At 74.0% G+C, this 25,518-nt stretch carries 18 protein-coding genes and 2 pseudogenes; 11 read left to right on the top strand and 9 right to left on the bottom strand.

What is annotated here, in order from left to right; all coding sequences use genetic code 11:
- The first annotated feature begins 280 nt into the window (after nt 1-280).
- Entirely contained in the window at nt 281-964 is a 684-nt protein-coding gene (locus ACIQCH_RS25120; protein ID WP_402584378.1) for a glycerophosphodiester phosphodiesterase, read from the top strand.
- Nucleotides 965-1,044: 80 nt separating this feature from the next.
- Here ACIQCH_RS25120 and ACIQCH_RS25125 read toward each other — a convergent pair whose 3' ends face one another.
- Nucleotides 1,045-1,593 carry a GNAT family N-acetyltransferase gene (locus ACIQCH_RS25125; RefSeq protein ID WP_402584379.1) on the bottom strand — a complete coding sequence of 183 codons (549 nt, stop codon included), beginning with the start codon at nt 1,591-1,593 and terminating at the stop codon, nt 1,045-1,047.
- Nucleotides 1,594-1,818: 225 nt separating this feature from the next.
- Between ACIQCH_RS25125 and ACIQCH_RS25130 the strand changes: the two genes are divergently transcribed.
- From ACIQCH_RS25130 to ACIQCH_RS25140, 3 genes are all read left to right on the top strand, one after another.
- Entirely contained in the window at nt 1,819-2,400 is a 582-nt protein-coding gene (locus ACIQCH_RS25130) for a DUF5134 domain-containing protein (protein WP_402584381.1), read from the top strand.
- A 322-nt stretch (nt 2,401-2,722) separates the two neighbouring features.
- A complete protein-coding gene (locus ACIQCH_RS25135; RefSeq protein ID WP_402584383.1) occupies nt 2,723-3,658 on the top strand; it encodes a M56 family metallopeptidase in 936 nt (311 codons plus the stop codon).
- 687 nt (nt 3,659-4,345) lie between these two features.
- Nucleotides 4,346-4,984, top strand: a complete 639-nt coding sequence (locus ACIQCH_RS25140; RefSeq protein WP_402584385.1) for a TetR/AcrR family transcriptional regulator — start codon at nt 4,346-4,348, stop codon at nt 4,982-4,984.
- 9 nt (nt 4,985-4,993) lie between these two features.
- Here ACIQCH_RS25140 and ACIQCH_RS25145 read toward each other — a convergent pair whose 3' ends face one another.
- Nucleotides 4,994-6,478 (bottom strand): LVIVD repeat-containing protein, encoded by a 1,485-nt coding sequence (locus ACIQCH_RS25145; protein ID WP_402584387.1) that lies wholly within the window; start codon nt 6,476-6,478, stop codon nt 4,994-4,996.
- Nucleotides 6,479-6,547: 69 nt separating this feature from the next.
- Between ACIQCH_RS25145 and ACIQCH_RS25150 the strand changes: the two genes are divergently transcribed.
- Complete coding sequence (locus ACIQCH_RS25150) at nt 6,548-7,204, top strand: DUF305 domain-containing protein (RefSeq protein ID WP_402584389.1); 657 nt, start codon at nt 6,548-6,550, stop codon at nt 7,202-7,204.
- Nucleotides 7,205-7,257: 53 nt separating this feature from the next.
- Nucleotides 7,258-8,613, top strand: a complete 1,356-nt coding sequence (locus ACIQCH_RS25155; RefSeq protein ID WP_402584390.1) for an FAD-dependent oxidoreductase — start codon at nt 7,258-7,260, stop codon at nt 8,611-8,613.
- A 51-nt stretch (nt 8,614-8,664) separates the two neighbouring features.
- On the opposite strand, the pseudogene ACIQCH_RS25160 reads toward ACIQCH_RS25155, so the two are convergent.
- Both ACIQCH_RS25160 and ACIQCH_RS25165 read right to left on the bottom strand, forming a co-directional pair.
- Nucleotides 8,665-8,826 (bottom strand): annotated as a pseudogene (locus tag ACIQCH_RS25160) (transcriptional regulator); the annotation flags it as partial.
- A 78-nt stretch (nt 8,827-8,904) separates the two neighbouring features.
- Nucleotides 8,905-10,539, bottom strand: coding sequence for a recombinase family protein (locus tag ACIQCH_RS25165; protein WP_402584392.1), 1,635 nt, complete (start codon nt 10,537-10,539; stop codon nt 8,905-8,907).
- A 26-nt stretch (nt 10,540-10,565) separates the two neighbouring features.
- Here ACIQCH_RS25165 and ACIQCH_RS25170 point away from each other — a divergent pair.
- Both ACIQCH_RS25170 and ACIQCH_RS25175 read left to right on the top strand, forming a co-directional pair.
- Nucleotides 10,566-11,327 (top strand): annotated as a pseudogene (locus ACIQCH_RS25170) (NADH:flavin oxidoreductase/NADH oxidase); the annotation flags it as partial.
- A 252-nt stretch (nt 11,328-11,579) separates the two neighbouring features.
- A complete protein-coding gene (locus ACIQCH_RS25175) occupies nt 11,580-13,613 on the top strand; it encodes a S8 family serine peptidase (protein WP_402584393.1) in 2,034 nt (677 codons plus the stop codon).
- 442 nt (nt 13,614-14,055) lie between these two features.
- On the opposite strand, the gene ACIQCH_RS25180 is transcribed toward ACIQCH_RS25175, so the two are convergent.
- Nucleotides 14,056-15,504 (bottom strand): wax ester/triacylglycerol synthase family O-acyltransferase, encoded by a 1,449-nt coding sequence (locus ACIQCH_RS25180; protein ID WP_402584395.1) that lies wholly within the window; start codon nt 15,502-15,504, stop codon nt 14,056-14,058.
- A 324-nt stretch (nt 15,505-15,828) separates the two neighbouring features.
- Here ACIQCH_RS25180 and ACIQCH_RS25185 point away from each other — a divergent pair, with 324 nt between their 5' ends.
- Complete coding sequence (locus ACIQCH_RS25185; protein WP_402584396.1) at nt 15,829-16,914, top strand: WD40/YVTN/BNR-like repeat-containing protein; 1,086 nt, start codon at nt 15,829-15,831, stop codon at nt 16,912-16,914.
- A 10-nt stretch (nt 16,915-16,924) separates the two neighbouring features.
- Here ACIQCH_RS25185 and ACIQCH_RS25190 read toward each other — a convergent pair whose 3' ends face one another.
- Nucleotides 16,925-17,602, bottom strand: a complete 678-nt coding sequence (locus ACIQCH_RS25190; RefSeq protein ID WP_402584398.1) for a uracil-DNA glycosylase — start codon at nt 17,600-17,602, stop codon at nt 16,925-16,927.
- 231 nt (nt 17,603-17,833) lie between these two features.
- On the opposite strand from ACIQCH_RS25190, the gene ACIQCH_RS25195 reads away from it, so the two are divergent.
- On the top strand, nt 17,834-18,760 hold the full coding sequence (locus tag ACIQCH_RS25195) for a sirohydrochlorin chelatase (protein ID WP_402584400.1): 927 nt from the start codon (nt 17,834-17,836) through the stop codon (nt 18,758-18,760).
- Nucleotides 18,761-18,972: 212 nt separating this feature from the next.
- Here ACIQCH_RS25195 and ACIQCH_RS25200 read toward each other — a convergent pair whose 3' ends face one another.
- Nucleotides 18,973-20,004: a lactonase family protein gene (locus tag ACIQCH_RS25200; RefSeq protein WP_402584402.1), complete on the bottom strand. Its 1,032-nt coding sequence runs from the start codon at nt 20,002-20,004 to the stop codon at nt 18,973-18,975.
- Between the two features lie 36 nt (nt 20,005-20,040).
- Nucleotides 20,041-21,342, bottom strand: coding sequence for a nitric oxide synthase oxygenase (locus ACIQCH_RS25205; protein ID WP_402584404.1), 1,302 nt, complete (start codon nt 21,340-21,342; stop codon nt 20,041-20,043).
- Nucleotides 21,343-21,645: 303 nt separating this feature from the next.
- Here ACIQCH_RS25205 and ACIQCH_RS25210 point away from each other — a divergent pair, with 303 nt between their 5' ends.
- Nucleotides 21,646-23,688, top strand: coding sequence for a prolyl oligopeptidase family protein (locus ACIQCH_RS25210; RefSeq protein ID WP_402584406.1), 2,043 nt, complete (start codon nt 21,646-21,648; stop codon nt 23,686-23,688).
- A gap of 75 nt (nt 23,689-23,763) precedes the next feature.
- Here the strand turns inward: ACIQCH_RS25210 and ACIQCH_RS25215 are convergent, their stop codons facing one another.
- On the bottom strand, nt 23,764-25,362 hold the full coding sequence (locus ACIQCH_RS25215; RefSeq protein WP_402584419.1) for an FUSC family protein: 1,599 nt from the start codon (nt 25,360-25,362) through the stop codon (nt 23,764-23,766).
- Between the last annotated feature and the right edge of the window lie 156 nt (nt 25,363-25,518).

Below are 25,518 nucleotides of genomic sequence, written 5' to 3' on the forward strand. Positions count from 1 at the left end.
GTCACCTGCGGCGCACCGCGGCGGGCGCCGGTGGACGCCGGCGGGACCGGCGCGCGCGCCGCGTCAAGACCCGGAGGACGCGCCCACGCCCGGGTGACGCGCAACGGGCCCGGGTGGCCCTGCCCGGCGCCGGAGGCCAGTCCCCTCCTGGCCAAGGACGCCGCGACAGTGCGTGCACGGACGGTCTCAATCCGCGCACGGCCCACTACGCTGCCTGCTTACCGCGCGGCCGGTCAGGGCCGCCGCGCGGTGAGCCGCCGTCGACGGAAGCGAGAGAACCTTGACTTTCCTCACCATCGGTCATCGCGGGGTCATGGGCGTCGAACCCGAGAACACCCTCCGCTCGTTCGTCCGCGCGGAACGCTCCGGCATGGACGTCATCGCGCTGGACCTCCAGCTGAGCAAGGACGGCGTCCTCGTCGCCGTGCACGACGCCGAGGTGGACCGCACCACCGACGGCGCCGGTGCCGTCGCCGATCTGACCCTCGCCGAACTGCGCGAGCTCGACGCCGGGCAGGGCGAGCGGATCCCGGTGTTCGAGGAGGTGCTCGACGCGGTCCGGGCCCCGCTGCTGGCGGAGGTCCGGGACCTCGCCGCCGCCACCGCCCTGGCCGAGGTCATGCTCAGCCGCGACCTGACCGCGCGCGTGGACGTCTCCTCCTTCCACGACGCGGCCCTCGCCGAGATCGCCCGCCTCGTGCCGGGCGTGCGCACCACCCTGACCGCGAGCCGGTACGGCGAGGACGTCGTCGACCGGGCACTGGCGGCGGGCGCCGAGACGCTGGCCCTCAACCTGCGCCGGCTCACGCTGGAGACCGTGGAGTCCGCGCACGCGGCCGGGCTGCGGGTGACCGGCTGGACGGTCAACACGCTGGAGCAGCTGCGGCTGGCGCGGGCCCTCGAACTCGACGGGGCGGCGACCGACTTCCCCGAGATCCGGCGGACCGGTCGGTTCACCGCCTGAGGGGGCGGCGGCGGGGCGTGCGGGTCGGTTGAGGGGTGAGGGCCGGGTCGGTTGAGCGCCGAGGGTCGGCTGCGGTCGGTTCAGAGGGCCTTGACGAGGAGCTCGAACTCCAGGTCCGGACGGCGCGGGAGGCCGAACCGCTCGTCCCCGTACGGGAAGGGGCTGGTCTTGCCGGTGCGCCGGTAGCCGCGGCGCTCGTACCAGGCGATCAGTTCCTCGCGCACGGAGATGACGGTCATCTGCATCTCGCGCGCGCCCCAGTCCGCCCGGACCCGACGCTCGGCCTCGGCGATGATCACCTTGCCGAGGCCCGCGCCCTGGAGCGCGGGACGTACGGCGAACATGCCGAAGTACGCGCACGCGCCCCGGTGTTCGAGCTGGCAGCAGGCCACGAGCGCGCCGTCCTGCTCGACCACGAGCAGGGTGCTCGCCGGATCCTCGATCACGGCGCGCACCCCGTCGGGGTCGGTGCGCTGGCCGTCGAGGATGTCCGCCTCGGTGGTCCAGCCGCCCCGGCTGGAGTCGCCGCGGTAGGCCGACTCCACCAGTGCCACGAGTGCCGGCACGTCCTCGAGGACGGCGGGCCGGAAGGACGGCGCTGCCTCGGTACGGACGGTGCTCGGTTCCATGGACGGTCTCCGTTTCTCGGTACGGGCGGTGCCGGGCGTGGTGCGCGCCCGGGGCCGCGCGGGCGGGCCGGAGCACGCGGCGCGGGGTCCGACGAGCCTATCCCGGGCGCGCTCAGCGGCGCGTAAAGGGGGCGGGGTGCGTGCGGCCCCGCCCCACTGCACCTCTGCGCCCGCGTGCGCCCCCGCCGGGGCGGGCATCCCTCCCCCGAGGGAGGGGAGGTCCTCGTGCACGAGGCGACGGCTGCGCCGGGCTGGCTGCTCGTGGCGCTGTGCGTGCTGAGCGGCGCGTACTGCCTGCGGCGGCTGCGCGCGGAGTCCGCGCAGGACCGGGTCGGGGCGGGGGGCGAGGCGCTGATGGGCTTCGGCATGGCCGCGATGGCGGCACTGCCGGCCGCCGGGCGGTGGGCGGACAGCGGGGGCCGGCTGCTGGGCACGGTGTTCGTGGGCGCGGCGGTGCACGCGCTGTGGGCGGCGCGGCGGGGCGGACAGCACCACGTGCACCACCTGGTGGGCTCCCTGGCGATGGTCTACATGGCGGCGGGGATGGTGCCGGGCGGCGGACACCGCGGGCACGACGGGGCGGGCGGAGTGCCGGTGGTGACCGGGCTGCTGCTCCTCTATTACACGGTGTACGTCCTGCACGGCGGCACGCGTCTGGTCCCGGCGGCGCTCTCCCCCGAGGCCGGCCTCCCGGCGACCCCCGGACGGGCCGCGGTCGGCGGGGCCTGGGCCGCGCGGCGCGAGGTGACCGAGGCGTGCCGGCTGGCCATGGGGTTCGGGATGCTGGCGATGCTGCTCGGGATGTGATGCGGGGGCGGGGGCGGGGACGGGTCGCTCCGTGCGCGTTGTCTGGTCGGTCCCGTGGGGGGCCGGTGTCAGTCCCGTGGGTGGACGCTGGTCAATCCCGTGGGTAGATGGTGGGTGGACGGCTCTGCGGGTGTGGGGCTTTGAGTGTGAGGTCCGGGGGGCTGCCGTGGGCGGCTGCTGCGGCGCCTGCTGTGGGTGGCTGCCGCGGGTCTCTTCTGCAGGTGGGTGGCGGGGAGTTCCGGTCGAGGTGTGGGACGTGGTCTCCGTCACTTGGGGTGCGGGGGCATACCCGGGGGTAGGGGCGCGCTCGTAGGGTGACGCCATGATGGTCCCCGCCGTACTCCTCGTGCTCGGCGTCCTGACCGCTCTCGTCGCTCCGAGCCTGCTGGCCCGTGCCGACTGGACCGACCGCGAACCCGTGGTGGCGCTGTGGGTGTGGCAGTGCGTGGTCGCCGCCGTCCTGCTCTGCTTCGGCCTGTCCATGGTGCTGAGCGCCTCGGCCGCCTGGTCGGCGGTGCGGGGACGGGTGTTCGCCGGAGCGCCGCACGGGGTGGCCGACGCGTACGCGCTGGGCGAGGGCGGCACGTGGGCGGCCGGTACGGCCCTGGTGCTGGCCCTCGGTGGGCTGTGGACCGCGGCGATGTTGACCGGCGAGGTGCTGCGGGCGCGGGCCGGACGCAGGCACCGGCGGGCCGAACTCCGTGAACGGGCACCGCTGCTGCCGGGTGAGCGGCCCGCCGCGGGGGACCTGGTGATCCTGGAGGCCCCGCGGCCCGACGCGTGGTGGCTGGCGGGCACGGACCCGCGGCTGGTGGTCTCGACGGGCGCGCTGCGCCGGCTCAAGGGCCGTCAGTTGGATGCCGTGCTCGCGCACGAGCAGGGACACGCCACGGCCCGACACGACTGGCTGCTGCACTGCGCGGGGGCGCTGGCGGGCGGGTTCCCGCAGGTGCCGGTGTTCGCTGCGTTCCGGGCGGAGATGCACCGGCTGGTGGAGCTGGCCGCCGACGACGTGGCCTCGCGCCGCTTCGGTCGACTGACGGTGGCCCTGGCGCTCGTCGAACTCAACGAGGACAAGGGCGTGTTCGGGCCCGGCGCGGCCCCGCAGTCCCATGTCCCGGAGCGGGTGCGGAGGTTGCTGGCGGCCCAGCCCCGCCTGACCGCGTTCCGGCGGCTGCGGCTGACGGCGGCGGCGGCGCTGGTGCCGGCCGTGCCGCTGCTGGTGGCGTTCGCGCCGGGGCTCAGCGCGTTGGGGTGAGGGGGCGGGGGTAGGCGGGTGTGGGGCGGGGCGGGGTCGGGGCGGGGTCGCTTCGGGAGGCCGCCCTGGGGTGTGTGGGCCGGTGGTGGGGTGGGGTGGTGCGGGCCGCCCCGTGGTGCGTGGGTCCCCTCGGCGCTTGACCCGGCAGGGCCTGCAGGCCCTGCGGCAGGCCCACCCCTGGGGCTTCGGGGCTTCGCCCTGGCCTTCGGCCACCCCAGGCCCGGGCCTGCCTCCGGACCAGCCTGCCCTACCGGCTCAAGCGCCTCCCCCACACACCACGGGGCGGCACTCTCGTGAAGGGGTGGGCCCGGGGCTTCGCCGACGGGTGGGCGGCACTCTCGTGAAGGGTGGACCCGGGGGCTTCGCCAACGGGTGGGCGGCACTCTCGTGAAGGGTGGACCCGGGGGCTTCGCCAACGGGTGGGCGGCACTCTCGTGAAGGGTGGACCCGGGGGCTTCGCCGACGGGTGGGGCCGGGGTGCGAGGAGGTGCCGGCGACGCAAGGCCATTGGGTTGCGCGGGGCGGCCGAGCGGAGATGACGGTGCCGGAGCTGGGACGATCCCCCGCGTCGCCCCAGCGCCGGCAGCCGGACCGTCGCCGGAACACGATCGCGAGCACGTCGGAACGGCCCCGGGACGGAGTGCGCTGAGTATATTGGCTGGGAGCCAGTCAACGCAGGAGTTAAGCATGTCCCCGCGCAGCCCGTCGGTCAATGAAGAGTTGCGCAGACGTTCTCGGGAGCGCCTGCTGCAGGCGACGGTCGAGCTCGTGGCCGAACGGGGCTACGAGGCGACGACCCTCGCGGACATCGCGGACCGGGCCGGAGCGGCCCGTGGTCTGGTGTCGTACTACTTTCCCGGCAAGCGGCAGCTGCTGCAGTCCGCCGTGCACCGGCTGATGCACCGGACCCTCGCCGCGGCCCTCGAACGCGAACCGCGCACCGACGACGGTCGGGAGCTGCTGGCCCGGGCGATCGACGCGATCCTGGGCCTGGCTCGGGAGCAGCCCCTGCTGATGCGCACCCACATGGCGGGGATCCTCTCGGCGGAGGGGTTCGTGCAGTGCCCCGAGCAGCAGCGGCTGGCCGAGCTGTTGCGGGGCGCGGTGGCGGCGTACGGGTCGGAGTCGGTGGACACGGACTACCCGATGCTGCGGGCGCTGCTGATGGGAGCGGTGTTCGCGGCGCTGCTGCCGGGGGCGCCGATGCCGGCGGCACGGCTGCGGGCGGAGCTGTTCCAGCGGTACGGGCTGGACTGGGAGCTGGGGGTTCCGCCGGACGGGGAGCCGCCCGGCGGAACCCTGCCGCACGGTACGCGCGCGGCCTGACGGCGTCCGTCAGTACCGGTAGTCGGGCTGGGACTGGACGTTGAGCCGGTCCATCCAGACGTCCTCGGCCGGGTCGGTGAGCGGGTCGCGGACCGTCAGGACGTCGAAGCCCTTGGCGATGTCGCTCGAGTAGATGTGGCCGTTGTAGTAGTACGCGGACCACGAGCCGCCGATGAGCGCCTCGGTCGTGGACAGCGGGCCGCGCTCGAAGTAGCCGATCTCGCGCGGGTGGGCGGAGTCGGTGAAGTCCCAGACGGAGACCCCGCCCTGGTACCAGGCCTGCACCATGATGTCGCGGCCGGCGACCGGGATGAGCGAGCCGTTGTGGGCCACGCAGTTCTCCGTGTCGGCCTGGTGGCGGTCGATCTTGTAGTAGCTGCGGAAGACCAGCTTGCGCTGGTCACCGGTGCCGGTGATGTCGTAGATGCCGTCGGCGCCGCGGTTCGGGCCGGTGGCCGCGTTGCAGGTGGCTCCCCCGCCGCCGCCGAGCTCGTCGGTGAAGACGACCTTGTCGCCGCGCTCGTTGAAGGTGGCCGAGTGCCAGAACGCGAAGTTGACGTTGTCCTGCACCCGGTCGATGACCCGGGGGCGCTCCGGCTTGCTGATGTCGAGGAGCACGCCGTCACCCATGCAGGCGCCGGCGGCGAGCTTCTTCGCGGGGTAGACGGTGATGTCGTGGCAGCCGGTGGTCTTGGAGACGCCGGGGTTGGTGGGGGCGCCGGGGTTGCCGCCGTCCGGGAAGAGGACGGGGAAGTCGATGACCTTGGCCTGCTCCGGCGCGTTCTTGGGGACCTTCACGATCGAGATGCCGTCGTGCGGCGGCTTGCAGTCCGGGAAGGCGTCGTTGGGCGAGTACGACTGGACGTACAGGTAGACGCTGTTCCCGCCGGGGACGAGCGTGTGGGTGTGGGAGCCGCAGTTGGTCTCGACGGAGGCGATGTACTTCGGGTTCTTCTTGTCCTTGACGTCGAAGATCTTGATGCCCTCCCACGAGGACTTCTCCGAGGCCGGCTGCGGGACGCTGCTGCAGGAGTTGTCGCTGCGCGAGGAGTCGGTCGACAGGAAGAGCAGGTTGTTCCAGATCGAGACGTCGTTCTGGCTGCCGGGGCAGAGCACCTGGGTGACGACCTTGGGGGCGGCCGGGCGGCTGATGTCGTAGATGACGAAGCCGTCGTAGTTGCCGCCGTAGGCGTACTTCCCCTGGAAGGCGAGGTCGGTGTTGAAGTTCTGCAGCGCGTCCTTGGGGATGTTCGCCACGTGCTCGACGTTCGCGCTGTGGACGACCTCGTCCTGGCCGGGGAGGTCACCGGCGGCGATGGCTCCGCGGACCCGCTCGGCGGTGCGCGGGGAGACGTCGTGACCCGCCGGGGCCGTGCCGGGGTCGGGGGTGGCGGCCGCGGGGGCGGCTGCGAGGAACGCCGCCAGCAGGCCGGCCACCGTGGCAGCGGCTCCCCAACGGCCGCTGCGTCGGCGGGTGGTGCGTAACTCGATCACTGCATCCTCCTGGGATCCACTGATGCACGACGGGCGCGAAAGACGGCCCCCGGCAGTATGTTCCTTATCATGCGCATGGCAACAGATGGCACATGTCGGCGATTAGGTCTGGGACTTGCCGCCGTGGCGCTCGTCCTGGCGTCGACCGGCTGCGACGACGACGCCTCGGACCGGACGGAGAAGGCGGCCCCGGTGGTGGTGGCACCGGGGAAGCCGGGGGAGCCGAACCGCCGGCTGACCGCGGAGGAGGCCGCCAAGGAGCGTCCGGACGACAGTCCGAACTCCGCGGACTTCGGCTACGTCGATTCCATGATCACCCACCACCGGCAGGCCCTGACGATGAGCGCGCTGGCGCCCGACCGAGCCGCGTCCACCCCGGTCAAGCGCCTCGCGGAACGGATCACCGCCGCCCAGGGCCCGGAGATCGGCGCCATGGAGCGCTGGCTGTCCTTCCACGCGGCGGGCCGCCCGGCCGGCGGCCACGAGCACGACCACGCCACGATGCCCGGCATGGCCACCCCGGAGCAGCTGGCCGCGCTCGGGGCGGCGCGCGGCGCGGCGTTCGACCGGCTCTTCCTCCAGCTCATGACCGCCCACCACCGCGGGGCGCTCACCATGGCCGGCGAGGCCCTCAAGAGCGGGAACAACGGGGCGGTGGAGGAGATGGCGACGGAAGTGATCGCCCAACAGAGTGCCGAGATCGAGCGGATGCGGTCCATGGGCTGACTCCCCGGGTGCCCGGTGGCATGCTGAAGACACCCTGCGGAAGGAGCTCCGCCGTGCTTCGTGTCGCGGTCGTCGGTTCGGGTCCGAGCGGGGTCTACACGGCGCAGTCGCTCGTCCAGCAGCACGACGTGCCGGACGTGCGGGTCGACGTGCTGGACCGGCTGCCCTGCCCGTACGGGCTGGTCAGGTACGGCGTGGCGCCCGACCACGAGAAGATCAAGTCCCTGCAGGGCAACCTGCGCACGGTGCTGGAGGAGGACCGCGTCCGGTTCCTCGGCAACGTCGAGGTCGGCGGCCCGGGGCTGGGCCCGGAGCGGCTGCTGGAGCTCTACCACGCGGTCGTCTACTGCGTGGGGGCCGCCCGGGACCGCCGGCTGGACGTCCCGGGCGAGGACCTGCCGGGGGTCAGCGCGGCCACCGACTTCGTCTCCTGGTACAGCGCCCATCCCGACGCGGCGGACGACGGCTTCGCGCTCGACGGGGTCCGGTCCGCCGTGGTGATCGGGGCGGGCAACGTGGCGGTGGACGTCACCCGCATGCTGGCCCGCGGCGAGGACGAGCTGCGGCCGACCGACATGCCCGAGCCGGCCCTCGGGGTGCTGGCGGGCAGCGGGGTGCACGACGTGCGGATGGTGGCCCGGCGCGGCCCCGCCCAGGGCAAGTTCACCACCAAGGAGCTGCGCGAGCTGGGCACCCTGCCGGGGGTGGCGACCGCGGTGGACCCGGCCGAGCTGGCCCTGGACCCGGCGTTCGCCGATCCGGCAGCGCTGCCCGCGGTGAACCGCCGCAACGTCGAGGTGCTGCGGGCCTGGGCCGGGACCGGTCCGGACACCGCCCTGCCGCGCCGGATCACGCTGCGGTTCTTCCTGCGGCCGGTGGAACTGCTGGCGGGGCCGGACGGGCGGGTCGGCGCGGTGCGCTTCGAGCGGACCCTGGCCGAGCCGGACGGCCGGGTGCGCGGCACCGGCGCGTACGAGGAGATCGAGGCCCAGCTGGTGCTGCGGGCGGTCGGCTACAAGGGGGTGCCGCTGCCCGGTCTGCCCTTCGACCCGGCGAGCGGCACGGTGCCGCACGCGGCAGGGCGGGTCCTGCGGGACGGGTCCCCGGCGCCGGGCGAGTACGTGGCCGGCTGGATCAAGCGGGGCCCGACCGGGGTGATCGGCACCAACCGGCCCTGCGCGAAGGAGACGGCGGGCTCCCTACTGGCGGACGCGGCGCTGCTGGCCGCCCGGCCGGTGGCACCGGACCCGCTCGCCGCGTTGCGCGCGGCGGGGCTGCGGCCCGTGGAATGGGGCGGGTGGCAGTCCATCGAGTCGGCGGAGCGGTCGCTGGGGCGGTCGCTGGGGCGCGGTTCGGTGAAGATCCCGGACTGGCAGGGGCTGCTGGCGGCCGCGGAGCAACCGGCGTAGCCCGGGTCGACCGAACCCTCGCCGCCCGGCTCACCGCGCCAGGCGGCCGGCTCACCGCGCCAGGCGGCCGGCCTCCGCGTCGGCGGCCGCGAGGACGCTGTCCAGGAGTCCCGGGAAGAGCGCGTCCAGGTCGTCCGTCCGCAGCCGGTTGAGCTTGGCCGTGCCCCGGTAGCACTGGCGGATCACCCCGCTCTCGCGCAGGACGCGGATCGAGCCGACGGAGCCGGACACGTATCGGGACGAGGTCGGCTGTGCGCCCAACCTCGCCCCGATAGGTTACCGATCTGTTATTCAGTTCAGCTCTTGCTCCGCGATGTCGGCGAGCATGTCCTCCACCGGATCCACGTGAGTCCCCACGAGGAACTCACAGCGTTCATCCACGGGCGCCCTCCAGCGGGGCGGCGGGTTCACCTTGACGCGTGCGCCGGCAGAGATGAGCATGTGCCGTCGCGCCGTCCAGTCCTGCGCCGCACGCCAATCGTCGCCCCATGTGACGTCAAGCTGAACGACTTCCTCCCGAGCCGGAACGACGGGCGTCTTCTCCAACTCTTCGAGGCGGTCGCTGCGCGCCTGGAGCTGCTGCATAACGACGTCGGCGGCACGCCCACGAAGCTGCGCGAGACGCGTTGACAGCTCGTCGATATCCGCGATCAGGTCGGCGATTTCGGCCCGGTGATCCGATCCCGGGACGCGGATGAGCTGCGTTCGGCGCATGGGACCGAGGTGAGCTAGGAACTGCTCGGTGACCCACTCCATGACGGGCTCTGCGTGGATCGTCATCGCAGGATCGCCCGGCGCATGATACTTGCCGTTGCAGCGGAATACTTGCTTTTTGACGCCCGTCAGCTTCGCCTTTTCCCCGCGGCCGCCCTTTCGCTCCGTGTACCAATTCAGGTACATGTTCCGGTCGCACGTGCCGCACACGACGACGTTGAGAAGCGGGTGGGCATCCTTTCGGCGTACGACGTTGTCCGACGAAAGCGCCTTCAGGGCGTCCTGTAGGCCGTGCCATGTGGAGTCGTCGATGAGCGCCTCCCCCTGCATGATGGGGGCGCCCCCGTCGTCACGGACGAGGGTCCCGTCTTTCTTCATGATGTGACCGCGCATCGTCGGTGACAGCAACAGTTCACGGACTACCGTGATCTGCCATCGGCTTTCCCCGTCGAGATCCCGCGGGGGCGTTGCCATCAGCGCTCGGTGGTTCAACGGGGTGATCGCACCGAATTCTTCGAGCCATCGCGTAATCTCGCTGTAGTTCCGTCCCGCGGAGGCCATTCCGACCATGCGGCGCCGAATGTCGGCCGTCGAGCGGCGCGGATCCTCGTCGGTGTGCTCGTAGAGCCACCAACCCTCGTTGCCGTCGCCGAACACGCGCCGGCCGGGCTTGTAGCCGTAGGGCAGCGTGCCGCCGGTCCAGCGTCCGAGGGACTGAAGGTGTGCAGCGGCACCCTGGTTCCGCTCCATGATCGTCTGACCTTCGAGCTGTGCGGCGAAGGCCAGAATCAACATGATCAACTCGGAGATGGGTGAGCTGAAGTCCAACTCCAGACGATCACCTCCCGGGCCGGAGGCGAAGACGAGACGCTTACCGTTCTTCTTCGCGTAGCGCCCCAGATCTGCCATGTCCGCCATGGATCGGACAGCGCGGTCCATACGCTGCCAGATCATGACGTCCCACTCTTCGGGGCGCTCGAGCCAGTAGGCAAGCTCGGGACGCTCCCACGGTGTGGTTTTCAGGGCGCTTACGTCGGTGTCCTCCGCCCACCCGACGAACTCACCGCCGACGCGGGCACCGGCCCGCTCTACGGTCTCTTTCTGCACTTCGGGCGACGTGGAGGCGTCCGTGTAGCGGCTGAGACGCACCGCGCCGACGAGCCTCAGTCTGCCCTCTTGTACGGGGGCCCTCCCCCTTGGAACGGCTGCCATGCGTCGCATGCTAGTCAGTGCATCAAGCGCATGCGGGCCGCAAGGCGTCCACCGAGCGCCCCTGGAAGGGCGGGGCGCCGGTCGGCGCCGAGGCGCACGGCTGGCAGCCGGTGGGCCCCAGCCCGGTGCCGTTCCACGAGGGCCACCCGGTCCCGACCGAACTGACGGCCGAGCAGATCGGGGAGGTCGTGGACCAGTTCGCGGCCGCCGCCCGCCGGGCCCTGGACGCCGGGTTCGAGGTCGCCGAGATCCACGGCGCGCACGGCTACCTGATCGGCGAGTTCCTCTCCCCGCACAGCAACGGGCGCACCGACGCGTACGGCGGCTCGTTCGAGAACCGCACCCGCTTCGCCCTCGAGGTCGTCGACGCCGTGCGCGCCGTCTGGCCCGAGGAGCTGCCGCTCTTCTTCCGCATCTCGGCGACCGACTGGCTGGACGAGGGCGGCTGGACCGCCGACGACACGGTCCGCTTCGCCGCGCTGCTCAGGGAGCACGGCGTGGACCTCCTGCACGTGTCGACCGGCGGCAACGCCGCGGGCGTCGCCATCCCGGTCGGTCCCGGCTACCAGGTCCCCTTCGCCGCCCGGGTGCGCGCCGAGGCGGGCCTCCCGGTCGCGGCCGTGGGCATGATCACCGAGCCCGGGCAGGCCGACAAGATCGTGGCCAACGGCGAGGCCGACGCCGTGGCCCTGGGCCGCGAGCTGCTCCGCAACCCGTACTGGGCCCGGCACGCCGCCCGTGAGCTGGGCGCCGAGGCCCCCGCCCCCGTCCAGTACCACCGCTCCTGACCCACCCGGCCCACGGGAGAGGCCCCCACCCGAGCGACACCCCGCCCGGATGGGGGCCTCTCCCGTGAGGTCCGCGTGCGGACGGGCGGACCCCGGCCTAGCGTGTTGGCCGAACAGAAGTGACGCGCAGCCCGGCGTGCCGGGGGTCCGTTCGGACCCCCGGCCGCGCGGGCGCCGGCTCGGGCACTGCCCCAGAGGACCAGGCCGCCCCGGTGCGCGACTTCCCCCACACCCGCACCCCGGGAGTTCGGCATGTCCCGAATCACGATCAACGGCGTCACCGTCGACCCGCTGGCCCAGGCAGACGAGCTGGCCACCCACGCACTGACGAACGAGGACGCCGCCACGTCCGACTACCTCCTCGTCCAGACCACCCACCCGCCCACGGCCGAGGAGAAGGAACGGCTCGCCGCACTCGGCGTCGTGGTCCACGAGTACGTCCCCGACGACACGTACCTGTGCGGCTACCAGGCCACGGACCTGGACGCCGTACGCGCCCTGCCCTTCGTGGCCTGGGCGGACGTGTACTTCAAGGGCTTCAAGATCGGCGCGTCGCTCCGGTCCCCGCAGCTGCGGAGCAGCGTCGCCGAGTTGGCGAAGCCGCTGGACGACGCGGGTCCCGCGCCCCGTATCGTCGACGTCGTCCTGCACGACGACGTCGACGTGAGCACGGACGGGCTGCGCGACCGGATCGTGGCGGCCGCCGGTGGCGGCGACGGCCTACGGCCCGCACGGGGCAAGGTCCGCATGACGGTCCGCGAGGAGGACCTGGCCGCCCTCGCCGCGCTCGACGAGGTGAAGGAGATCGAGGAGGTTCCGGAGCAGGTGCTGTACAACACCGTCTCGGGCAACCTCATGCAGGCGCACGTGTCGCTCAACGGCACGAAGTTCCGGGGCGAGGGCCAGATCGTGTGCGTCGCCGACACCGGCCTCGACAAGGGGTCCACCACCAATGTGCACCCCGCCTTCACCAACCGCGTGAAGCGCCTGGTCGCCTTCGGCCGGACGAGCCCCGCGCGCACCGACGATCCGCACGGCCACGGCACCCACGTGGCCGGCTCGGTCCTCGGGGACGGGACGTCGGCGTCGATGGGCGGCCCCGTCACCGGTACGGCACCCGAGGCGAGACTGGTCCTCCAGTCCTTGATGGACGAGAACTTCAAGCTCACCGGCATCCCCGACAACCTCCTCGACCTGTTCGAGCCGCCCTTCAACGACGACGGGGCGCGCATCCACACCAACTCGTGGGGCCCGACCGTGCCGGGGCTGCCGTACAACCCGGCCGCCCGCGAGGCCGACCAGATGGTCTGGGACAACAAGGACTTCGTCATCCTCTTCGCCGCGGGCAACAGCGGCGAAGACCGGGACGGGGACGGCCGCGTCAACATGCGGTCCGTCAGCGCTCAGGCCGGGGCCAAGAACGTCATCACCGTGGGCGCGAGCGAGGGCAACCGTCCCGAGATCTCCAAGACGTACAGCCAGCTGACCGGCGGAGCGGAGCGGTGGCCGGTCCCGCCGATCCACGACGACAGGATGGCGGACAACCCCGCGGGCATGGCCGCGTTCAGCAGCCGCGGGCCCAGCCGGGAGGGCCGGATCAAGCCCGATCTCGTCGCCCCCGGGACCGCGATCCTCTCGGCCCGCTCCCGCCTGGCCGGCGACAGCGGGAACTTCGGCACCTCCACGGACCCCGCCTACATGTTCGACAGCGGCACCAGCATGGCCACCCCGTTGGTCGCCGGGTGCGTGGCGGTACTGCGCGAGACGCTGGTGAAGAACGGCACGCCCAAGCCCACCGCCGCGCTCATCAAGGCCATGCTGATCAACGGGGCCGACGAACTGACCGGCCAGTACATCCCGACCGAGGCGGGCGCCTCCCCCAACAACAACTCCGGCTTCGGTCGCGTCAACCTCCAGCGCGCCGTCGTCCTGCCGACCGAAGCCGGCCTGGCGGGCTTCGTCGAGGCCAACGCACTGGAACAGGGGGAGGAACGGGCGTTCACCCTCACGGTCCCGCAGGGGGTGGCGGCCCACACCCTGAAGGTCACGCTCGTCTGGACGGACCCCCCGGGCGCCGCGCTGCAGAACGACCTCGACCTGATCGTCCGGGCCAGTGGCCAGGAGCGGCACGGCAACATGGGGACGGGTCCGGGCTTCGACCGCGTCAACAACGTCGAGCAGGTGAACTGGCAGGCCGTCCCGTCCGGCGAGGTGGAGGTCGTCGTCAGGGCCCACCGGATCACGCTGTTCGCCCAGCCGTACGCCGTCGCCTGGCGCATCCTCTGACCCGTACCCGGTGTTCCCGGCCCGGCCGTACGGCCGGGCCGGTCCCGTCTCCCGGGGTCCCCCTCGCAGCCTCCTCCGGCCCAACCCGGCGGCCCGTTCCCCCGAGTCGGGCCCCCGACCCACGAGAGTGCCGGCCCGTGGTGTGTGGGGGAGGCGCTTGACGGGGGTGGCAGGCTGGTCCGGAGGCAGGCCCGGGTCTGGGGTGGCCGAAGGCCAGGGCGAAGCCCCGAAGGCCCAGAGGTGGGCCTGCCGCAGGGCCTGCAGGCCGCCCCCGTCAAGCGCCGAGGGGACCCACACACTCCACGGGCCGGCCCGTCAGGCCCCACCCACCCACATCAGGACAGCTCCACCAACCGATCCTCCTGAAGCACCTCAAGCACCAGAACCGTCCAGCATCAGAACCGTCCAGCACCAGCGCCTTCAGAGCACAAAGGCAGCCACCTCAAACCCGCCCCCCGACCCCCACTCCGTCCGCCGCCCGCAGCAGCCCGTCGAGCTCCTCGCGCAGCGCGCGGGCCAGGTCGTCGAGGTCGGGGACCGCCGCGGTGTCGGCGACCAGACCGTAGTGGACGGTGCCCTTGTACGTGGAGACGGCCACGGCCAGGGCCTGGCCGTGGGCGAGCGGGGCGAGCGGGTGGACCTCGCGCAGGGTGGCGCCGCCGAGCGTGAAGGTCAGGCCGGGCAGCGGGACGCTGGTGACGAGGACGTCGTAGAGCAGCCGGGCCGCCTGGGCGACCAGCGGGCCGCCGAGGCGGTGGCCGAGCGGGGGGACGTGGTCGGCGAGCAGGGCGACGGCGCCCGCGCCGCGGTGCGGACCGGCCTCCTTGTTGCGGTCCATGTCGGCGCGTACCGCATCGAGCCGGCCCAGCGGGTCGGGTTCGGCCAGGGGCAGCCGGACGAGGTAGCCCGAGAGCCGGTTCCCGGCGCCGCCGGCACCCTTCGGGCGGCGCCGCGAGACGGGGACCAGGGCGCGCGGGCCGGGGCCGGTGACCCGGTCGCCGCGCTCGGCCAGCCAGCGGCGCAGCGCACCCGCGACGAGGGCGATGAGCACGTCGTTGACGGTGCCGCCGGCAGCCTTGCGGACCCGGTGGACGTCGTCGAGGCAGAGGGTGACGCCCGCGGTACTGCGCTCGCCAGCGGTGCCGGGCGGGGTGGTCAGACCGTCGGGGACGCCGATCGGGAGGCCGGAACGCGCGACGGCCGCGCCGATCTCCAGGGCCTGGCCGAGGTCCTGGACGCGGTCCTGGACGCGGGAGAGCAACGTGCCCGAGAGCCGCCGTAGATCAGGTACGGGCCATCCGACCGCACCCGCACCTGAACCCGAGCCCACACCCACACCCGCACCCGAGCTCGAACCCGCACCCGAACCCGCACCCGAACCCGACCGAGCACGCCCCGAGGCGACAGCCGACGGGCCACCCTCCGACGAACCGGGCTCACCCCCGTCGAACAGCCGGGCGGCGAGGGCGAGGGCGCCGAGACCGTCGGTGAGGGCGTGGTGGAACTTGAAGAGGACCGCGAACGAGCCCTCGTCGGCGCCCTCCATCACGTGGGCCTCCCACGGCGGCCGACCGCGGTCGAGCGGGCGGGCCATGAGCGGTCCGGCCGTGCGGTGCGGGTCGGGGTGGCTGCCGGGCAGCAACCGGACGTGGTCGGCCGGGTCGAACCCGGGGTCGGCCGTCCAGGCGGCGGCGCCCACGGGGAGGAGGACCTCCTGGATGCGGCGGCGCAGGCCGGGGACGTGGGCACTGCGTTCGGCCAGCAGCCGGGCGGCGCGGGCGGCGGCGCCGGGCCCGTCGGCGGTGAAGAGCGCGAGGGCGCCGAGGTGCATGGGGTGACGGGCGGACTCGATGCGCCAGAACGCGAGGTCCAGCGGGGAGAGGCGTTCCATCGGCCCGGCGGGGCCGACGGGGCCGACGGGGCCGGCAGGCGGCCCGGCAGGGCCGGCGAGATCGACGGGTTCCGGCGGGTGCGCGGGGTCTGCGAGCACGCTGTGCCTCTCGTGTCAAGAAGTAAGACCAGAAGTGAAGCCTGCTTCGTCAGGTCCGATCAAGCAACTCAACGCGATCGTCATCCGACGTTCAGTTACGAGAATCTTGCGCGGGCGGCGGTCGCGCCGGGGAGCCACGCTCGGCGGACGGGTGCACAGTGGTCCGGAGGGCCGCGTCCGGCACGGGTCCGGACCGGGACGGCCGCGACGTCGGAGGTGCCGGCCATGACCGAGGTACTGCTCACCGTGGGCACGAGGAAGGGCCTGTTCATCGGCCGACGGCGAGCCGGGACGTGGGGGTTCGACGGCCCCCACTTCGCCGCCGAGTCCGTGTACGCGGTGGCCGTGGACCGGCGCGGGCCCGTGCCGCGGCTGCTGGTGGGCGCGGTCAGCTCGCACTGGGGGCCCTCGGTGTTCCGCTCGGACGACCTGGGCGCCACCTGGACCGAACCGCCCCGGCCCGCGGTGGCCTTCCCCAAGGACACCGGCGCCTCGTTGGAGCGGGTCTGGCAGCTGCACCCGGCCGGGTCGGCCGCGCCGGAGGTCGTGTATGCCGGCACGGAGCCGGCGGCGCTCTTCCGCTCGGAGGACCGCGGTGAAACGTTCGAGCTGGTCAGAGCCCTGTGGGAGCATCCGACCCGGGACAAGTGGGTGCCGGGCGGCGGCGGTGAGGGCCTGCACACGATCATCACGGACCCGCGCGACGCGAACGCCCTGACGGTGGCGGTCTCCACGGCGGGCGTGTTCCGCTCCACGGACGGCGGGGCCCACTGGGAGCCGTCCAACAAGGGGGTCTCGGCGGTGTTCCTGCCGGACCCGAACCCCGAGTTCGGGCAGTGCGTGCACAAGATCGCCCAGGACGCCGTGGACCTCGACAGGCTCTACCTGCAGAACCACTGGGGCGTCTTCCGCAGCGACGACGGGGGCGGCAGCTGGACCGCGATCGGCGCGGGGCTGCCCTCGGACTTCGGCTTCCCGGTCGCCGCCCACCCGCACCGCGCCGACACGGCGTACGTGTTCCCGCTCAACGCGGACTCCGACCGGGTGCCGGCGGAGCGCCGCTGCCGGGTCTTCCGCACCGGGGACGCCGGGGCGAGCTGGGAGCCGCTGACGGCGGGCCTGCCGGACTCGGCGCACTACGGCACGGTGCTGCGGGACGCACTGTGCACCGACGACGCGGACCCGGCGGGCATCTATTTCGGGAACCGCAACGGGGAGGTGTACGCCTCCGCCGACGACGGGGACAGCTGGCGCCTGCTGCTGTCCCACCTGCCGGACGTGCTCTGCGTGCGGGCGGCCGTCCTGACCTGACCCGGACGCGCTACGGCAGCCGCCAGTCGACCGGCTCGGCCCCCTGGCGGGCGAGCAGGTCGTTGACGCGGCTGAAGGGGCGCGAACCGAAGAAGCCGCGGTCGGCGGACATGGGCGACGGGTGCGCGGACTCGATGGCCGGGTAGTCCCCGAGGAACGGGCGGAGGTTGCGGGCGTCGCGCCCCCACAGCACCGACACGAGCGGCGTGCCCCGGGCCGCGAGGGCGCGGATGGCCTGCTCGGTGACCTCCTCCCAGCCCTGGCCGCGGTGCGCGCCGGGCTTGCGCGGGGCGGTGGTCAGCGCCCTGTTGAGCAGCAGCACGCCCTGCCGGGTCCAGGGGGTCAGATCACCGTTGGCCGGGCGGGGCAGGCCGAGGTCCTGGCCCAGCTCGCGGAAGATGTTCTCCAGGCTCCCGGGCAGCTGCCGCACGTCGGGCGACACGGCGAAGCTGTGCCCGATGGCCATGCCGGGGGTGGGGTACGGGTCCTGGCCGACGATGAGGACGCGCACGTCGGCGAAGGGCTGCTGGAAGGCCCGCAGGATGTGCGGCCCGGCCGGCAGGTAGCTGCGGCCGGCGGCGATCTCCGTACGGAGGAAGTCGCCCATCGCCGCGATGCGCCCGGCCACCGGGGCGAGCGCCTGCGCCCAGCCGGGCTCGACCAGTTCGTTCAGAGGTTGAGCTGCCACGACGGTCACTCTACTGGCGCGATGACCTTGCTTCCGAACCCGCACCGGCCGGCCCGACGGGTCTCGGCCACCGGCGGACCGGAACCCGCCGGGCGGACACGCACCGTGGAGTCGCGTGCGCCGAGCGTGAGTTGAAGGTATCGAATCTTCATCGGATAAATGCGGACAGATGCCGCCCGTCCGGGACCTGCCCGAACAGCCGGTCCCGGAAAGCCAGTAGCATGCGGCGCCATGAGCTCCCCCACTGGGCCCGCTGGCCTGCCTGTACGAATGCCGCGTCCCCGCCAGACCGGGCGGCACCGCCGCCCCGAGCCGGCGGTGGCCCCCGAGGGTGCACCCGCGCTGGTGCTCGCCGTGCCCGGCACCCCTTCGGTCGCCACGCGCCAGCTGGCGGAGGAGACCCTGAGCATCGCCCGCTCCGAGCTGCCGGGCCTCGACGCCCGGATCGGCTACCTGGACGGCGAGGACACCGAGGGCACCGAGTTCCCGACGCTGACGGCGCTGCTGACCGCCGTCGCGGCCGAGCGTGCGGCCCGTGCCGAGTTCGCCCGCGCGGCCGGCCAGGAGGTGGCGCCGTCCGAGGGTCCGGCCGCCGTGGTCGTGCCGCTGCTGGCGGGCCCCGACGGCGCGCTGCTGCGCCGGATCAAGCAGGCGCTGATGGACAGCTCCGCCGCCGTGGAGCTGGCCGACGTGCTCGGCCCGCACCCGCTGCTCGCCGAGGGCCTGCACGTGCGGCTGTCCGAGGCGGGCCTGGCCCGCGCGGACCGTGCGCGGCTGTTCACCGTCGCGACCGCCGCCGACGGCATCATCCTCGGCACGGTGGGCGGCGAGGAGGCCGTGCAGGCCGCCGGCATCACCGGCATGCTGCTGGCCGCGCGCCTCGCGGTGCCCGTCATCGCCGCCGCACTCGACCAGGAGGGATCGGTGGCAGCGGTCGCCGACCAGCTGCGCGGCTCGGGCTCGCTCAACCTGGCGCTGGCGCCGTACCTGATCGGGCCGGAGGCCGCCGAGGGGCTGCTGGACACGGCCTGCAAGGAGGCCGACTGCGCCACCGCCGAGCCGCTGGGCGCGTACCCGGCGCTGGGCAAGCTGGCCGTGGCCCAGTACGCGGCGGCGCTGGGCATCCCGCAGCCGGCGCAGGGCGCCCCGGTGCGCTGACCTTCCCGTTCGTCCGCAGCAGGGCCCGCCCCCCGATCCGGGGACGGCGGGCCCTCGCGCGTCCCGGGCCGCGGCGACCCCCGTGCGCCGCGCCGCGGAACGTCGCTCCGGAACGGCCACCCGGGATCGGTGCGCCGGTGCCGGCCAGCCGGTCGGCCGGCGGCGCCCGGCGGTCGGTGACGTCGACCGGCACGCCGGCAGGGCGCTCGGCGTCAGCCGAAGACCACGCAGGAGGCCGCCGGAACCGCGATGCCGCCGGCCTCCACGGGCACGCCGGTGTCCGGGTCCAGGTCGAACCAAGTGACGTCCCCCGAGCGCTCGTTGGCCGCGTACAGCCGGCGCCCCGCCGGATCCAGGGCCAGGTCGCGGGGCCACACGCCGCCGCAGTCGACGCTCGCGGTGAGCACCGCCGCCGCGCCTCCGTCGGCCAGTGCGAGGACGCCGATCGCGTCGTGCCCGCGGACGGCCGTCCAGACGAACCGCCCGTCGGGCGAGGCGACCACCGCGGAGGGGTAGCCGCGCACGTACTCCGACGCCTCCTCGGGGGCCACCGGCACCTCGTCGAGGAGGGTCAGCGCGCCGGCGTCCGCGTCCCAGCGGCACACGGTGAGGGTGGGCGCGAGCTCGTTGACCACGTACGCGTACCGGCCGTCGGGATGGAAGGCCAGGTGGCGGGGCCCGCTGCCGGGCCGCAGCCGGGTCTCCGCGTGCAGCCGCGGTGCGCCGGTCCGCGGGTCGAGGGCGCACACGCGCACCGAGTCGGTGCCGAGGTCCACGCTCAGCAGCCACCGCCCGTCGGGGGCGGGGACGACCTGGTGGGCGTGCGGGGCGCGTTGCCGCTCCGGGTCGGGACCCGAGCCCTCGTGCGCGAGGACGGTCGCCGGTCCGGTGAGCCGGCCGTCGGCGGCCCGGCGCAGCGTACTGACGCCGCCCGACGTGTAGTGGGCCGTGGCCAGCCACTCCCCCGTCACGCACAGGTGCGTGGGGCCCGAGCCGCCCACCGGGCACGGAGCGCCCAGCGGGCTCGGCCCGTCGGGGCCGAGCCCGAGGGCCGCGACGGCACCCGCCCCGGTCTCGCTCACCGCGTACAGCACCGCGCCGCCCGGGTCGAGCGCGAGGAAGGACGGGTCGGGGACCGGGTCCGTGGTCGCCAGCGGGGTGAGCTTCCCGGTCGCGGGGTCGACGGCCGCGGTGGTGATGCCGCGGCCGCCGGCCGAGGTGAACGATCCGATGTATGCGCGCACCCGCCGACCGTAGCAGGTCTAGACCAAGGAGGTGGGCTATACCGGACTGCGGCCGCGGCCGTGGCCGTGGCCCTGGACGGGGCAGCGGGCCCGGAGCAGGTCGTCGGCCCGCGCGACGACGTCGTCCGGCACGACACCGTCGTGGACCACGTCGTCCGGCACGGCACCGTCGTGCACCACGTCGTCCGGCACCACGTCGTCCTGCACCAGCCCGATGCCCTGGGCACGGTCGCGGGCCGCCGGGTCGTGCACGTACGCCGGGCTGCGCTCCGTGTCCTCGTACGTGCGGTGGAAGACGGGCGTGGCCGAGCCGGACAGCGGCGGCACGATCCACGACCAGTCGGCGCCCACCTCGCGGCCGTGCCGCTCCTCGCGGTCGATGTGCGCCAGGAACCGCTGGGACTCGGTGTGGTGGTCGGTGATGGTGGCCCCGGCGCGGTCGAACGAGTGCAGCACGGCCCGGTTGAGCTCCACCAGCGCGCGGTCCTTCCACAGCGAGCGGTCGCTGGAGGTGTCGAGGCCGAGCCTGCGGGCCACGGCGGGCAGCAGGTGGTAGCGGTCGGTGTCGCCGAGGTTGCGGGCGCCGATCTCGGTACCCATGTACCAGCCGTTGAAGGGCGCCGCGGGATAGCGGACGCCGCCGATCTCCAGCGTCATGTTGGAGATGGCGGGAACGGCGTGCCAGCGCAGTCCCCAGTCGGCCCAGCTCTCGTCCTCCGGGTGCTCGATGGGCACTTCGAGGACCGCGTCCGCGGGGAGTTCGAACCAGCGGGGTTTGTCGTCGCAGCCCTGCACCACCAGCGGCAGGACGTCGAAGGGGGTGCCGGGGCCGCCCGGCCAGCCGAGCCGGCCCACGGCCTGCGTGAAGGCCGCGTTGCGCGGGTCCCCCTGGGGCATCCCGCCCTCGGAGCCGTAGCCCGCGTACCGGATCAGCTGCTCGTTCCAGATGACCGGTCCGGGCCTGTCGGGCGTGTCCGGGGCGAAGACGGTGATGGTGGGCCGGATGCGGCCGCCGTTGCCGGCCTCGCGCAGGTGCTCGACGCACTCGGCGGCTATGTCGTCCGCGCCGGTGAGGTCCCGGCGGTCACGGACGCGCAGCGAGTTCCAGTAGAGGCGCCCTATGCAGCGGTTGGCGTTGCGCCAGGCGACGCGGGCTCCGTGCTCCAGCTCCCGCGCCGTGTGCCGGTAGGTGCCGGTGGTCTCGATCTCGTCGCGGACGACGGCGAGACGCTTGAAAGGGCTCCCCTCCTCCGGGTTCTCCCGGTGGTGGAGCCGGATGAACTCCTCGGCCGCTGCCCACATCTGAGCGACCGTCGAGTGCGGCTGCACTGTTTCCATTCCGGGCGGTTACCCCCTGTCCGGCCAGATCCACCCTGTACGTGCCGGATGAATGTGCTGTGAACAAGCACCCGTTGTACATGCCGCAGGTCAAGGCCGGGCCGTAGGTCACGCGGATTCACGCGCACAGGTGGCGTCCACGCCCACGGGCCCCCTCGGAGTCCTGCAGCGCGTACCCTGGCGGGTTCCCCACCGGACGCCGGGCGGACGCGAGCGCGGACGGCCGGCTCCGGTACGGACGCCATGGCGGGTCCGTGGCGGCAGGCCGGGACGCGCGGCCCGGCGAGGCCCGAGAATAGCGGGGTGACGGATACCGCTGATGACGCTGACGCCTGGCTGTGGCTGGAAGACGTACGGGGCGAGACCGCCCTGGAATGGGTACGGGACCGCAACACCGAGACGGTCGCGGCCCTGACCGGCGATCCTGTGTTCGGGGCGCTGCGGGAGGAGGTGCGGGAGGTCCTCGACGACACCGGCCGGATTCCGTACGTCACCCGGCGCGGCGGCCACCTGTACAACTTCTGGCAGGACGCCGACCACCTCCGCGGGGTGTGGCGGCGCACCGGCCTGGACGAGTACCGCAAGGACGAACCCGAGTGGGAGGTGCTCCTCGACGTCGACGCGCTGGCCGCGGCGGAGGGCGAGAAGTGGGTGTGGGCCGGCGCCCGGGTGCTGTACCCGGAGTACCGGCAGGCGCTCGTGCTGCTCTCCCGGGACGGGGCGGACGCCTGCGTGGTGCGCGAGTTCGACCTGGCGACGAAGCGGTTCGTGGCCGACGGGTTCGAGGTGCCCGAGGCCAAGACCCGGATCGACTGGATCGACGCGGACACGGTGTACGTGGGCACCGACCTCGGCCCCGGCACCCTGACGGAGTCCGGCTACCCGCGCCAGGTGCGCCGCTGGCGGCGCGGCACCCCGCTCGCGGCGGCGGAGCTCGTCCACGAGGTGGCGCCCGCGGACCTGTCGGCGACCGGCTGGCGGGACGACACGCCCGGCTTCGAGCGGGACTTCGTGGTGCGCTCGATCGACTTCTGGCGCAGTGAGCTGTTCCTGCTCACCGCGGACGGCCCGCGCCTGATCGAGGTGCCCGAGGACGCGGCGGCCTACGCCCACCGCGAGTGGCTCGTCGTGGTGCCGAAGTCGCCCTGGCTGGGCCACCCGGCGGGCAGCCTGCTCGCCTTCGGCTTCGAGGACTTCCTGGCCGGCGGACGGGCGGCGGAGGTGCTGTTCACCCCCGACGCGACCACGGCGCTGGCCGGGCACAGCTGGACCCGGAACCACGTGATCGTGCGGTCCCTGGCCGACGTCTCCAGCCGGCTGGAGGTGCTCACCCCGGGCCCGGACGGCTGGTCCCGCCGGCCCATGGCACAGCTGCCGGCGCTGGTCACCGCCTCCGTCACGGACACCGACCCGTACGACGGCGACGAGTACTTCCTGACCGTGACGGGCTTCCTGCAGCCGGCGACCCTGGTGCGGGGCGAGCTCGGGCCGGACGGCGGGGCGGTCGTCGAGGAGCTCAAGCGGGCACCCGAGCTCTTCGCCACCTCCGGGCTGTCCGTACGGCAGCACTTCGCGGTCTCGGCCGACGGCACGCGGGTGCCGTACTTCGTGGTCGGGCCCGAGGGCGGCGGCCCCGCGCCCACCCTGCTGTACGGGTACGGCGGCTTCGAGGTCTCCCAGCTGCCCTACTACAGCGCGGTGACCGGGCGGGCCTGGCTGGCCCGCGGCGGCACGTACGTCGTGGCCAACATCCGGGGCGGCCGCGAGTACGGTCCGGCCTGGCACCGGGCGGCGCTCGGCGCGAACCGGCCGCGGGCCTTCGAGGACTTCGCGGCCGTGGCCCGGGACCTGGTGGAGCGGGGCATCACGACGCCGGACCGGCTCGGCATCGAGGGCGGCAGCAACGGCGGGCTGCTGATGGGCGCGATGCTGGTGCGGCACCCGGAGCTGTTCGGGGCCGTGGTGGCCTCCGTACCGCTGCTGGACATGCTGCGCTTCCACAAGCTGCTGGCCGGGGCCTCGTGGACGGCCGAGTACGGGGACCCCGACGATCCGGCGGACCGGCCGCACCTGGCGGAGCTGTCGCCCTACCACAACGCGGTGGCCGAGGCGGCGTACCCGCCGCTGCTGCTGCTCACCTCGACGCGGGACGACCGGGTGCACCCGGGGCACGCGCGGAAGATGGCCGCCCGACTGCGCGAGCTGGGCCACCGGGTGCTGTTCCACGAGCACCTGGGCGGCGGGCACGGCGGGGCGACCGACCACGAGCAGACGGCGTGGAACGAGGCCCTGACCCACACGTTCCTGTGGCGCCACCTCGCCGGAGCGGACGGCGCGCCGGGCTGAGGGTCCACGGCCCGTTACGGCACCGGGCCGCCGTACGTCGTGTACGGGGGCCCGGGTCGGGTGCGGATCGGCGCGTCAGCGCGGGGTCAGCAACTGGGCGGGAGTGACCCGCAGCGGTGCGTCGAGCTCGGTGAGCAGGCGCTCCAGGCCGTGCAGGTGGGCGAGGGCGGGGACGCCGGGCGGGGTGGCGGCGACTGCGGCCCGGGGGGCCGGGACGGCTGCCGGAACGGCGTCGGGGGCGGTGCGGGCGGCCGGGACGGTCGCGGTGGCCTGGGCCGGCTGCGCGGCGGCGGCCTTGACGGCGCGGCCGCGGGCCTGGTGGGCGGCGTTCTCGCGGGCGGTCAGGGCCTCGACCGCGCCCTCGACCCGCCAGCACGCGGCGGCCAGCCGCTCGTCGTGCCCGGCCTCGGGGTCGGCGGCCACCGCCGCCAGCCCGCGCACCTCCCGGGCGCACTCGTCGAGCAGGGCGATGACCTGCCGGGCCCGGGCCTTGCGGCCCCGGAACGGGCTCAGCGGGTGGACCAGCGGGGCCAGGGCCATCCGCACCCGGCCCAGCAGCAGCTCCAGCTCGGCGGCGTGCGGGGCGGGGTCGGCCGTCTCGTCGCCGGCGAGCCGTGCGATCGCCTCGGCGGTGGCCGCGTGCACGCTGCGCAGGGCGCGCTCGATCCAGAGCTGGTTGGTGGTGTGGGTGGTCACGGGCAGGAGCAGCACCACGGCGAGGCAGGCGGCGCCCGCGCCGACGGCGGTCTGCTCCAGGCGCAGCACCAGCAGGCCCGGATGGAGGACGCCGAGCAGGCCGTAGAGCAGGCCGGCCATCACCGTCACCGCGAGCATCATCCACGAGTACGAGACGGGTGCGGTGTAGAAGATCCCGAAGACGCACAGGGCGACCAGGACGGCGGTCGGGGCGGGGGCGCCGTGCAGCGGGATGGCCACCAGCAGGCCGATCGCGATGCCGATGACGGTGCCGAGGACCCGGCGGAAGCCGCGCACCAGGGTCTCGCCGCGCGAGGTGGTGTTGACGAAGACCCACCAGGCCGTGCCGACGGCCCAGTACCAGCGGTCCTGGGAGAGCACCTGGCCCACGCCGAGGGCGAGCGCGCAGGCGACGGTGGCCTGCACCGCCTGCCGGGTGGTGGGGCGGGCCAGGCCCCGACCGGGCAGCGGGGCCGGGACCGGGGCGGGCGGCGTACGGCGTTCGAGGGGCCACAGCACGAAGCGGACCAGGGCGGCCGAGGCCAGGGCGAGGCCGACGGCCGCGTAGAGCTCGGGCAGCTGGCCGGGCAGGGCGTGCAGGAACTGGGTGACGAAGAAGTTCATGAACGCGAAGATCCCGAGCGCGTGTCCGCGCGGGCCCCAGCGGCGGGCGTACACCCCGCAGAAGACGACGGCGACGAAGGCCGCGTCGCGGGCGAGCGGCACCCCATGCAGCGCGGTGGCCAGGGCCAGCACCGGGAATCCGGCGACCGGGAGCAGTGCGGTGGTGCGCGCCTGGGCGCGGACGGACGCGTCGGCGACGGTGAAGAGGGCGAGCAGGGCCGCCAGGCCTCCGGTGATGGAGGCGGTGAGGGAGAGGCCGGCCAGTTCGGCGACGGCCACGGCGAGGCCGACGCCGGTCACGGCGCGGGCCGCGGTGCGCAGTCTCAGGTGTCCCGGATCGGGTGCCACGAACATCCTCTTCACGGCGGTCGGCCGCCCCCTCGTCGTGCTGGTCGTCGGGGGGGCGGCCGCCCCGGGGGGGGGGGGGCGGGGGGGGGCCCCCCCACCCCCGCGGCGGGGGGGGGGCGGTGGCGTCCGGCGGGGGGGCGCCGCCGGATGCATGGATAGGGC

Source organism: Streptomyces sp. NPDC093225 (assembly GCF_044753805.1).
Taxonomy (GTDB): Bacteria; Actinomycetota; Actinomycetes; order Streptomycetales; family Streptomycetaceae; genus Streptomyces.

What these genes read in the sequence shown, in the direction of transcription:
- ACIQCH_RS25125 (WP_402584379.1), bottom strand. Translation starts at nt 1,593, where the DNA reads ATGGAACCGAGCACCGTCCGTACCGAGGCAGCGCCGTCCTTCCGGCCC.
- ACIQCH_RS25135 (WP_402584383.1), top strand. Translation starts at nt 2,723, where the DNA reads ATGATGGTCCCCGCCGTACTCCTCGTGCTCGGCGTCCTGACCGCTCTC.
- ACIQCH_RS25140 (WP_402584385.1), top strand. Translation starts at nt 4,346, where the DNA reads ATGTCCCCGCGCAGCCCGTCGGTCAATGAAGAGTTGCGCAGACGTTCT.
- ACIQCH_RS25150 (WP_402584389.1), top strand. Translation starts at nt 6,548, where the DNA reads ATGCGCATGGCAACAGATGGCACATGTCGGCGATTAGGTCTGGGACTT.
- ACIQCH_RS25165 (WP_402584392.1), bottom strand. Translation starts at nt 10,539, where the DNA reads ATGGCAGCCGTTCCAAGGGGGAGGGCCCCCGTACAAGAGGGCAGACTG.
- ACIQCH_RS25175 (WP_402584393.1), top strand. Translation starts at nt 11,580, where the DNA reads ATGTCCCGAATCACGATCAACGGCGTCACCGTCGACCCGCTGGCCCAG.
- ACIQCH_RS25180 (WP_402584395.1), bottom strand. Translation starts at nt 15,504, where the DNA reads ATGGAACGCCTCTCCCCGCTGGACCTCGCGTTCTGGCGCATCGAGTCC.
- ACIQCH_RS25185 (WP_402584396.1), top strand. Translation starts at nt 15,829, where the DNA reads ATGACCGAGGTACTGCTCACCGTGGGCACGAGGAAGGGCCTGTTCATC.
- ACIQCH_RS25195 (WP_402584400.1), top strand. Translation starts at nt 17,834, where the DNA reads ATGAGCTCCCCCACTGGGCCCGCTGGCCTGCCTGTACGAATGCCGCGT.
- ACIQCH_RS25205 (WP_402584404.1), bottom strand. Translation starts at nt 21,342, where the DNA reads ATGGAAACAGTGCAGCCGCACTCGACGGTCGCTCAGATGTGGGCAGCG.
- ACIQCH_RS25215 (WP_402584419.1), bottom strand. Translation starts at nt 25,362, where the DNA reads ATGTTCGTGGCACCCGATCCGGGACACCTGAGACTGCGCACCGCGGCC.